The sequence below is a fragment of the Nitrospirillum karajorum genome, assembly GCF_036348415.1.
In the GTDB taxonomy this organism is placed as follows: domain Bacteria; phylum Pseudomonadota; class Alphaproteobacteria; order Azospirillales; family Azospirillaceae; genus Nitrospirillum; species Nitrospirillum amazonense_B.
Window position 1 is genome coordinate 472,172 of sequence record NZ_JAZBQB010000003.1, and the last position, 10,329, is coordinate 482,500.

The following is a 10,329-nucleotide window of genomic DNA, read 5'->3' on the forward strand; positions in this document are numbered from 1 at the left end:
GGCCCGTCCGCCGGGTGGACGTGGCACCGGTAAGCATCCATATGGCCGTCGTTAAATGTGGGATTGTGTCGGGGCTGGCATTGCACCACCATCCCCACCATAATCTTTGTTAAATTTGAAAAGGATATGCCCGGATGCCCGCGCCCCACCGTTCCGCCGACCTTCACCCGTCGCTGGGCGCCAGCCTGTCGGGCACGAACCTGGAACGGGCGGGCGATCACAACCAACGGGTCATGCTGCAGGCCATCCGGGTCAGCGGCCCCATCACCCGCAGCGAACTGGCGACCATCACCGGGCTGACGGCGCCGGCCATCGCCAACATCACCAAGCGCCTGCTGAACGACCAGTTGATCATGGAGGTCGGGCGCCTGCACGGGGCCCGGGGCCAGCCGGCCATGCGCCTGGCCATCAATCCCGATGGCTGCTACTCCATCGGCGTCAATGTCGACCGCGACCACGTCACCGTGCTGGTGCTGGATCTGCTGGGACAAATCCGCCATCGCGCCACGCTGGAGATTGACTTTCCCCTGCCGGACACCGTGGTCGCCTTCTTCAAGGAACAGGTGGACGCGCTGCTGTCGGGCGGCGCCTTCCCAAAGGAACGCATCGTCGGCATCGGCGTCGCCGTGCCGGATGACCTGGGCCGGGTGAACCTGCCCAACCGGCCCGCCAGCTATGATGTCTGGAACACCGTCGACGTCGCGCGGCTGTTCTCCGCCATCCTGCCCCTGCCGGTGTTCCTGGAGAACGACGCGGCGGCGGCGGCCCTGGGCGAGCTTCAGTTCGGCCATGGACTGCACGACCCCAGCTTCTTCTACATCCTGATCAGCCGGGGCCTGGGTGGCGGCATGGTTATCGATGGACATTATTTCCGGGGCGCACAGGGCCGCAGCGGCGAGATCGGATTCCTGCCCGTCTCCTCCCCCCGCACGCCCGCGGCCTCCCTGCAGGAGGCGGTGTCGCTATCCGCGCTGTTCAGCTTCCTGCAATCCAAAGGCTATCCCTTGAGCCAGCCGGACCAGTTGGCCGGCCTGGATGCCGAGGGCCAGGGCTTGATGGACCAGTGGCTGGACATGGCGGCGGAGTTGCTGACCCCGCCCATCATCGCCGTCAGTTGCCTAGTCAATCCGGAAGCCGTCTTCCTGGGTGGCCGCCTGCCCATGCCGCAGTTGGACCGCTTGGCCCAACTGATCACGGAGCGGCTGCGGGCGCACACGGGCACCATTCCGGTGATCGCCCCGGTCTATCGGGCGGCGACGGCCATGGACGCGCCGGCGGTGGGGGCCGCCATCCTGCCCTTCAACGACCGGCTGTTGCCATCGCGCGCCGCCTTGATGAAGACCGCCGCCGCCTGACTCCCGGCAATTAATATTTCAACTTTCATTTTCCTCCCCCCACGATATGGTCCGGGTCGAGGACGGGGGTACGGCGGTTCCACATGCAGGGGCGCGGGGCCTTCGTCACGATCCCATATTGGATGACCCGGACGAAAGGAACGCCGCATGTCCACCCCCCCTCCGCCGCTTTCCTCGACGCCGCCGCCGTTCGCGGCCAACTGAAGGCCTGGCTGGTGGAGCATGCCTATCCCCTGTGGTGGGAGGTGGGGGCGGACCGGGTGCATGGCGGCTTCCATGAGAAGCTGGGCCTGGACGGCAAGCCCACCAACGACCCCCGCCGGGCGCGTGTGCAGGCCCGCCAGGTCTATTCCTATTCCGTCGCCGCCCGGTCGGGTTGGAACGGCCCTGTGCGCGAGGCGGCCGAGCATGGCCTGACCTTTTTCCTGAACCATTACCGCCGGCCCGACGGCCTGTTCCGCACCAAGGTGGCGCCGGATGGCGCCGCGCTGGACGATACCGTGGTGCTGTACGACCAGGCCTTCGCCCTGTTCGCCCTGGCCGCCGCGCAGAGCGCCACGCCGGAGAACCGGCTGGCGGAGGAGATGGCGGTGGCCGTGCGCCAGCGCCTGCTGGACACCCTGCACCATGCCCAGGGCGGGTTCGAGGAGAGCCATCCCCGCACCCTGCCCCTGCTGTCCAACCCGCACATGCACATGCTGGAGGCCTGCCTGGCCTGGATGGAGCAGGGCGGCGACGCCGGCTGGCGTGACTTGGCGGAGGAGATCGTGGGCCTGGCGCTCACCCGCTTCATCGACGACGACATGGGCGGGCTGAAGGAGTTCTTCGACGGCGACTGGCGGCCCCAGGCCGGCACCCCCGGCCGCATCGTGGAACCCGGCCACCAGTTCGAATGGTCGTGGCTGATGCTGCGCTGGTCCGCCCTGAGCGGCAGCAAGGCGGCGGCCGACGCCGCCTGGCGCATGATGGCCATCGGCGAGGGGCCGGGCGTGGACCCGGCGCGCGGTGTCGCCATGAACGCCCTGCTGGACGACCTGACCCCGCACGACCCCGTCGCCCGCCTGTGGCCGCAGACGGAGCGCATCAAGGCCGCCGTGCTGGCGGCCCTGGCCACCCGCGACGACGCCGACCGCAGCGACGGCTACTGGACCATGGCGGCCAACGGCGGGCGCGGCCTGATGAAATACTTCGACACGCCAGTGAAGGGCCTGTGGCGCGACCGCCTGAACCCGGACGGCACCTTCGTCGAGGAGGCGGCCCCGGCCAGCAGCTTCTACCACATCGTCTGCGCCATCCAGGAGCTTGACCGGGCCGTGGACGAGGCCGCCCACCGCGATTGATCAACACCCAGACGCCGCATTAGCCTTGCGCATACGTCATGAACAGGGGCGGTTGGGAATGCGGCGTCTGATTATCCTGATGGGCCTGTTGCTGGCCCATCCCGTCTGGATGGCACCGGCCCGGGCGGCGGTGGAGCGGGTGGAAATCACCGAGCGCACGGCGCTGGCCGATGGAACGGCCTTCGGAGCCGTGGGCCCATACGAGAAGATCTGGGGGACGGCCTGGATCGCGTTGGACCCGGCGCTGCCCGCCAACGCCCGTATCACCGACCTGGCGCTGGCCCCCAAGGACGATCACGGCCGCGTGGTCTTCGCCACGGATTTCATGATGCTGCGACCCGTCAATGCGGGCGGGCGCAACGGCGCGCTGTTTTACGACGTCAACAACCGGGGCGGCATCGCCGCGCTAGGCCAGGTCAACGGCGCCAGCCCGGCGCACAACGACCCCACCACCCTGGCCGATACCGGCAACGGCTTCTTCTTCAAGCGCGGCTTCACCCTGCTGTGGTCCGCTTGGACCTGGGATGTCCAGCCGGGCGGGCCGTTGGACAAACCCTTCATCCTGAAACCCCCGGTGGCCCGGGACAGAGGCGGCAAGCCCATCATCGGCAAGGTCGCCTATGAGTTCATCGTCGACAAGGCGGCCCAGACCGCGCCCTACGTCGGCATGAAGGGCACCCCCTATCCCTTTGCCACGGAAGGCGCCCCCGACGCCGTCCTGACGGAGCGGGACGGCCCCGACGCGACGCGCCACCCCATCCCCCGCAGCGCCTGGACCTTCGTGGAGAACCCGGAGGGCGGACCGCCTGTGGAGGTGCGCCTGGAAGCCGGCTTCCAGACCGGTAAAATCTATGAGCTTGTCGTCCCCTCCCGCGATCCCTACGTGGTGGGCGTGGGCCTGGCCGGCATCCGCGACCTGCTGTCCTTTTTCAAGACCCAGCCCTTCGCCGGACAGCCGCCGCTGGACCGCGCGCTGATCTTCGGCATCTCGCAGTCCGGGCGGGTCATCGACACCATGCTGTACAACGGCTGGAACCGGGATGAGGAGGGCCGGCCGGCCTTCGACGGCGCCTACGCCCAGGTGCCGGGGGCCGGCAAGGGCGGGTTCAACCAGCGTTTCGGCCTGGCCACGCGGCATTTCAGCCCGCTGGTGGAACAGATTTATTTTTCCGACGCCTTTCCCTTCACCACCGTCACCTCGACCGACCCGGTTTCGGGCGCGACAGGGTCGCTGCTGGACGGTGCGCGGGCGGCGGGGCCCCTGCCCAAGATGATCTTCGCCAACACCTCGGCGGAGTATTGGAACCGCTCCGCCTCGCTGCTGCACATCACCCCGGACGGCCAGGCGGACGCCGCCATCGACCCGAACGCCCGCATCTACATGCTGGCGGGGTCGCAGCATTACGTCGGCCGCAGCCACGACCGCCAGCCCTTCACCGCCTGCGTCAACACCACCAACCATTATCCGGTGGAGCGGGCCCTCGTGGTGGCGCTGGACAACTGGGTGCAGGGTAAGGCCCCGCCGCCGGACAGCGCGGTGCCCAAACTCGCGGACGGCACCCTGGTCCCGGCCGAGACCTACAAGGCCGCCTTTCCCAAGGTCCCGGGCCTGACCCCACCCGCTAGCCCGCTGATGCCGCCGCGCCTGGACTTCGGCCCGCGCTACGCCCAGGGCATCGCCGACACCGTGCCGCCGGCGCGGGGCCTCCCCTACCCCACCCGCGTTCCCGCCCCCGACGCCGACGGCAACGACCGGGGCGGCATCCGGCCGGTGGAACTGGAGGTGCCGCTGGGCACCCACACCGGCTGGAACCTGCGGGCGCCGGAAACCGGCTTCGCCACCTACCAAGGCCGCTTTGACGGGTCCTTCGTGCCCTTCGCCCGGACGGAGGCGGAACGGGTTGCCGCGCACGACCCCCGGCCATCGCTGGCGGCGCGCTATCCCACCCGCGCCGACTTCGTGGCCAAGGCCAAGGCCGCCATCGCCCGCGCGATCGCCGCTGGCTGGGTGCTGACGGAGGAGGCGGACGGTCTGCTGGCGAACCAGGCCGCGCTCTACGACCGCATCATGGCCCACAGCCCCGACGACCAGCGCTGCGGCTATCTTTTTAGTCCCTGATGGGCGTCGGCGCAGGCTTCCCTGGTGCGTTGACCGCATCAAAATAATCCCGAAATCGTCCCGCGTCCGCCAGTGTATGGTATCGATATCAACAATCCCGGAAGGACAGGGTGCGATGAACGCCAAGGCCGCCTGGCCTCGTATCGAGGCCGCGCTGGACCAGTTGCTGGACGTACCCACCAGCAACCGGACAGCCGCTTTGTTGCGCCTGGCGGGGGACGACGCCACGATGCTGTCCGAATTGCGCCGTCTGCTGGACCAGGCCGCACGGGAGGACACGTGGCTGGACCGACCCGCCACCTATACGGAGGACGCCCCGGCCACACCACTGACCAACCTGGTGCCAGGACAGCGCGTCGGCGCCTATCGCATCGTCGAGGCCATCGGCCGGGGTGGCATGGGCGAGGTCTACCGGGCGGAGCGGGCGGACGGCCATTTCGAGCAGCAGGTGGCGTTGAAGCTGATCCGGCGGGAAGCCGTCGAGCATATGGATCGTTTCCAGGCGGAACGGCAGATCCTGGCGGGGCTGGATCACCCCGCCATCACCCGCATCCTGGACGGGGGCCTGCTGGACGGCCAACCCTACATGGTCATGGAACTGGTGGAGGGGCAGCCTATCACCCTTTGGTGCCGTGACCGGCGGATCGACCTCGATGGCCGCTTGACGCTGTTCCTGGCCGTGTGCGACGCGGTCGCCTATGCCCACCGCAACCTGATCGTCCACCGGGATCTCAAGCCCGGCAATGTGCTGGTGACGCCCCAGGGGCAGGTGAAGCTGCTGGATTTCGGCATAGCCAAGCGCATCGCCACCGGCGATGAGGCCATCGCGGAAACGATGGTGGCCCCGCTCACCCCCGGCTATGCCGCGCCGGAGCAATTGCTGGGTGGCCCCATCAGCACCGCCACCGACGCCTATGCCCTGGGCATGCTGCTCTATGAACTCCTGGCGGGCGCGCGGCCCTGGACGCTGGAGGGCATGCCGCTGGCCCTGGCCGTCCGTGCCGCCTTGCAGGAGGCGCCGCCGCCGCTATCCCAGTTCGCCGCGCGATCCGATGGCAGCCCGCCGGTGCCTTTGAAGGATCTGACGGGGGATTTAGACGCCATCGTCGCCAAGGCCCTGCGCAAGGAACCGGGGCAGCGGTACCAGACCGTGGACGATTTGGCGCGGGATGTGGAGCGCATGCGCCTGGGCAAGCCGGTGTCCGCGCGCGCCGGCTCCCGCCTCTATGTCGCGGGACGCTTCGTCCGGCGCCACCGTCTGCCCATCGCGGCGGGCGGGCTGCTGATCCTGGCCGTCCTGGGGGGCTTGGGCGGCGTCACCTGGCAGTATCTGCGGGCGCAAAAGGCTATGGCCCGGGCGGAGACCATCAAGGCCTTCGTCGTCAGCCTGTTCGGCGCCACTGACGCCGGTTTTCCCACCGATCGTCGCCGACGCGACGTGCCGGCGGAAAAGCTGGTGGATCTGGGGGTAAGCCGGGTGGAGCGGGAGTTCGCGCAAGACCCCGGCCTGGCCCTGGAGTTGTATGGCATCACCCGTCAGCTTTATCAGTCGCTGGACGACGCCGAAAGCGCCACCCGGATCGCCGCCCAACGAACCGACCTGGGCCGCAAGCTTTACGGCGATGATCATCCGATCGTCATCGACTCCCTGTTTGACGAAGCCTGGGGCGCCATGACCGCTTACGATATGGGCAAGGCGCGACAGGTCATGGCGACCCTGGACGCCGTGCTGCGCACGTCTGGCCGCGACGAGACGGCATATCGCGCCCAGTGGTGGATGGCGCAGGCGGCCTTGTTGAAAAGCGGGCCCGACAACCAGTCGGCCCGGCGGCAGGCGCTGGACCAGGCGATCGCGCTGTATGAACGGCATGCGCCAGGCGACCCGGACTATATCAGGGCTCTGCAGAACGCCGCGATCCTGCGCATGCAGACGGGCGACTACGCCGAGGCGGCCGCGCTGTATCAGAAAGCCCTTGATCACCGGCGGGCGACCGACCAGGCGGGCGGCGTCGGAATTGCCACCATCCTGGTCAACCAGGCCGTGATTTTCGAGCGGCTGGGGCGCACCGGCGAGGCGGAGAAGAACTACGAGCGGGCAGCCCCGCTGGCCTTGGCGGAAAGCGGCGTCGGCCCCTCTTACTGGTTCGCCTTGGCCCAGCGCGCGAAGTTGCTGCACAAGCTGGGCCGGCGCGCCGAGGCATTGGCGCTGTACGACACGCTGCTGGCGCAAATCCGCGATAACCCGGCGCCAGATTCGCCGGACATCCGCACCACCGCCGCGCAGGTCCAGCTGCTGTACGCCAACAGCCTGACGGCGGAGGGGCGGGCGGGCGAAGCCCTGCCCATCCTGGAACGGCTACGGCCCATCTTTGAAAGCCAGCCCGACGACCCGCGTGACATGCGGCGACTGAGATTGGGGCTGGCGCTGGCCAGCGCCCGGCTGGGACAGCCTGACGCGCACGTCATGCTGTCCCAGCTGCTGGCGGAAAACATGGCCAAGGAGCCCAACGGCCAGGACACCCAGGATCTGCGCGGCCAGTGGGGATGGTACCTGCTGTCCCAGGAGAACATGGAGGACGCGGCGCTGGTGTTCGACGACGCCATCCATGATGAGGCGCGACTGCGTCTAACGTCCATCACGCCGACCCTGGCCTGGACCGGACGGGCGCGACTGATGCTCGGCCAAGGAAAGGTGGCGGAGGCAAAGGCCGATATCGAACGCGCCCAAGCCGCCTATGACGACCTGCGGGCGGCGCACGATGTCCGCGTCCATACCACCTTGCTGCTGACCCGCAGCGCAGTGCGTCTGGCCGCTGGCGACAGGGCGGGGGCCAGGGACGACGCATCCCAGGCCCTGGCGGATGCCCAGCGCACCGACGCGCCGGAAAGTATCGTCCTCCGGCAGGCGCGCGATGCGCTGGCCGTGGCCGAAAAAATTAGCTCGCCGAATTAATTTCACCGTCCCGTGTCCGGTTTGGTCGGGCGCCCGGGTTTTCTCAAGCGGACCACCACCCTGCCGTATGGGGTGCCCATTGAGGAGACCTCGGCGCCACCCGAAAGGAAGTCCCGGACATGTCGTATCCAGCCCAGTATCCCGACTATCCAGCGGTCGCCTTAAACCTGCCTCCCGCCATCACCTTCAAGGACTCCGGGGGCCCCTCCTTCGGTGACAGCGCCCGAATGCGGGGCCGTGGATGCAGTAGCCAAACGGCGCATCTGGCGCGGCGCTTCCATTTACCCCCAGGCCCCCGCCTATCGGTCGATTGCCGCCATGCGAATGCCAGCCTGACGGTGACACGGCTGACCTCGTCCGCGCCAGGCAGCCATCCCACCCTGCCCTTCGAGCCGGAGGACACCTTCCTTATCCTGCTGCAACTGGCCCCCCTGGGCAGCCACCGTTCCTGGCAGGGGGAGCGGGAGGACATCGTGAGGCCGTACGCCACCGGCGGCGTGTCCATCGTGCATCTGGAACAACGCCCGCGCTGGCTGATGACGTCCGCCTTCGACATGCTGGCCATCTGCATTCCGCGGGCGGCGCTTAACGAGTTGTCGCGCCGCTATGACGCGCGGCTCATCTCGGCCTTGCAGTGCCCAGACGGCAAGGTGGACGAGGACGCGCTGCGCCTCGGCGCCTGTCTGCTGCCGGCCCTGAAGGCCGGTGAAAGCGGCGCCTTCTTCGTCGAGCACGTCATCCTGGCGCTGTGCACCCATATCGCCCAACGTTATGGCGGGCTGGAGAGCCAGCCGCGCTCGCGCGGCGGGCTCAGCCCCCGCCAGGAGCGCCTGGCGAAGGAAATGCTGCTCGCCTCGGTGCAGGACGGTCGTTCGCTGCGCGAGATCGCAACGGACCTGGGACTGTCATCAGGCTATTTCCTTCAGGCATTCCGCCAATCGGTGGGGGAAACGCCGCATCGCTGGCTGACAGCCTGCCGACTGGAGCATGCCAAGCGGCTGCTGGCAGACTTCGCCCTGCCGTTGGCGGAGATCGCCATCATTTGCGGCTTCAGCGACCAGTCCCATCTGACCCGCGTGTTCACCCAGCACGTCGGCAAGCCTCCAGGGGCTTGGCGACGCGACCTGCGATAAGGCGGATACTTATCCGTGCAGGCGTCCGAATGGGAGAGCAGCGCGGGGCCGCCCTGCCTCCGATGGACGCTTGCGGGGTCGCGGCGGAACTATGCTATCGTATTGATCGACCTGCAGTTCCGCCCCCTTGCCCCTCATGTCCGACACCATCCAGGATTTGGTCGTCCCCAGCGACGATCCCGAGGTCGTCCGCACGGCCGACGCCTTGCTGCCCCTGTTTTATGAAGACCTGCACCGGCTGGCGCGGCGGGAACGCCGGCGTTTGCCCAGCGATACCCTGCAGACCACCGCCCTTATCCATGAGGCGTATCTGAGGCTGCGGGGCACCACCGGCTTTAACGACCATAGCCATTTCCTGCGGGCCTCGGCGCTGGCCATGCGCCATGTCCTGGTCAACCGCGCCCGCGACCGGCTGGCCGGGAAGCGCGGCGGCGGGGCCACAGTCCTGCCCCTGGAGGAGGAGATGCTGCCCAACAGCTCTTTCCAGAGCGATAGCCGCATCCTCGAGGTGAATGACGCCTTGGGCCAACTGGCCACCCTCAACCTGCGCCTGGCCCGGGTGGTGGAATGCCGCTTCTTCGCCGGCTACAGCGAGGCGGAAACCGCCCAGGCATTGGGCATCACCGACCGCACGGTGCGCCGCGACTGGACCAAGGCGCGGGCCTGGCTGCTGCATGCCCTGTCCCTGAACGCCGATGCGAATGACGCGCCGGTGGCGGTCCAGCCTCATCGCCTGCCCTCCTGAGGGATGCGACCTTACAACCGCCGTATGCTCAGCATGTCCAGGACCATACGGTCGCGCCAAGCCTCATCCCGAGCGGTGCCGCCCTCCCGGGCCCGCCGGCAGGCTGCGACGGCCCGGTCGCGCCCAAGCTCCGGCGTGACGGACTGGAGAGTGTCGGGACAGAGGCCGCGCAGTTCGTCCACCAGGTCAGAGGGCGGTGGGGCGGCGGTGGCCAGGAAGGCCTCCGGCCCCCGGAAGCCATCGCGGCGGAACAGCGCGATCATGTAATCGCAGCCCATTTGCAGCCGGGCCGACTGGCCGGGGATGCGGCTGATCATGGGGAAGAGCGGGGCCAGCTCCGGCACCACCAGATTGGGGAAAATCTCCGCTCCCCAATACTTTCCCGCGATCTCGATGAAATGGTCGATGTCCCGGATGGGCGCCAGGCCGCAGTCCATGATCGGCAGTATTTCGACCTTGGGCTTGGTGATGACCACCGTGTCGTTGGCCACGTCGGCATACAGGCTGCCGATCTGCAAGGCGTTCTGGAAGTAGGTACCGCGCAGGGCCCCCCAGATGCTGCGGATCCGCCCCCCCTGGCGCTGGAAGGAGGCCAGGGCGTGCTCGACCGGATGGGCCGGCCGCCGCAGGCGCCTCGCCAGCAGGGTCAGGGCGGTGCGGGTGATCTCCTCGCACCGGCCCAGG

Annotated in this window: 7 protein-coding genes (1 of these 7 running past the window's edge); 6 read left to right on the forward strand and 1 reads right to left on the reverse strand. The window is 68.3% G+C overall.

Annotation, left to right across the window (positions count from 1 at the left end):
• Positions 1 to 134 precede the first annotated feature (134 nt).
• The 6 genes from UCD39_RS15775 to UCD39_RS15800 all read left to right on the forward strand — a co-directional run bounded on the left by UCD39_RS15775 (position 135) and on the right by UCD39_RS15800 (position 9,645).
• Complete coding sequence (locus UCD39_RS15775; protein ID WP_330496912.1) at positions 135 to 1,355, forward strand: ROK family transcriptional regulator; 1,221 nt, start codon at positions 135 to 137, stop codon at positions 1,353 to 1,355.
• Positions 1,356 to 1,477: 122 nt separating this feature from the next.
• Complete coding sequence (locus tag UCD39_RS15780) at positions 1,478 to 2,695, forward strand: AGE family epimerase/isomerase (RefSeq protein ID WP_330496913.1); 1,218 nt, start codon at positions 1,478 to 1,480, stop codon at positions 2,693 to 2,695.
• Positions 2,696 to 2,753: 58 nt separating this feature from the next.
• Positions 2,754 to 4,814, forward strand: a complete 2,061-nt coding sequence (locus UCD39_RS15785; RefSeq protein WP_330496914.1) for an alpha/beta hydrolase domain-containing protein — start codon at positions 2,754 to 2,756, stop codon at positions 4,812 to 4,814.
• Positions 4,815 to 4,929: 115 nt separating this feature from the next.
• On the forward strand, positions 4,930 to 7,767 hold the full coding sequence (locus UCD39_RS15790) for a protein kinase domain-containing protein (protein WP_330496915.1): 2,838 nt from the start codon (positions 4,930 to 4,932) through the stop codon (positions 7,765 to 7,767).
• A 338-nt stretch (positions 7,768 to 8,105) separates the two neighbouring features.
• A complete protein-coding gene (locus UCD39_RS15795; protein ID WP_330496916.1) occupies positions 8,106 to 8,900 on the forward strand; it encodes a helix-turn-helix domain-containing protein in 795 nt (264 codons plus the stop codon).
• A gap of 136 nt (positions 8,901 to 9,036) precedes the next feature.
• Positions 9,037 to 9,645, forward strand: coding sequence for an ECF-type sigma factor (locus UCD39_RS15800; RefSeq protein ID WP_330496917.1), 609 nt, complete (start codon positions 9,037 to 9,039; stop codon positions 9,643 to 9,645).
• 11 nt (positions 9,646 to 9,656) lie between these two features.
• Here the strand turns inward: UCD39_RS15800 and UCD39_RS15805 are convergent, their stop codons facing one another.
• Positions 9,657 to 10,329, reverse strand: partial view of a hypothetical protein gene (locus tag UCD39_RS15805; protein ID WP_330496918.1) — the 3' portion only. Its footprint extends 176 nt past the window's final position; 673 of the gene's 849 nt are visible here — the last part of the coding sequence; its start codon lies off the right edge, out of view — the gene reads right to left on this strand; its stop codon occupies positions 9,657 to 9,659.

Coding starts and splice junctions, on each gene's coding strand:
- UCD39_RS15775 (WP_330496912.1), top strand. CDS start 135: ATGCCCGCGCCCCACCGTTCCGCCGACCTTCACCCGTCGCTGGGCGCC.
- UCD39_RS15780 (WP_330496913.1), top strand. CDS start 1,478: ATGACCCGGACGAAAGGAACGCCGCATGTCCACCCCCCCTCCGCCGCT.
- UCD39_RS15785 (WP_330496914.1), top strand. CDS start 2,754: ATGCGGCGTCTGATTATCCTGATGGGCCTGTTGCTGGCCCATCCCGTC.
- UCD39_RS15790 (WP_330496915.1), top strand. CDS start 4,930: ATGAACGCCAAGGCCGCCTGGCCTCGTATCGAGGCCGCGCTGGACCAG.
- UCD39_RS15800 (WP_330496917.1), top strand. CDS start 9,037: ATGTCCGACACCATCCAGGATTTGGTCGTCCCCAGCGACGATCCCGAG.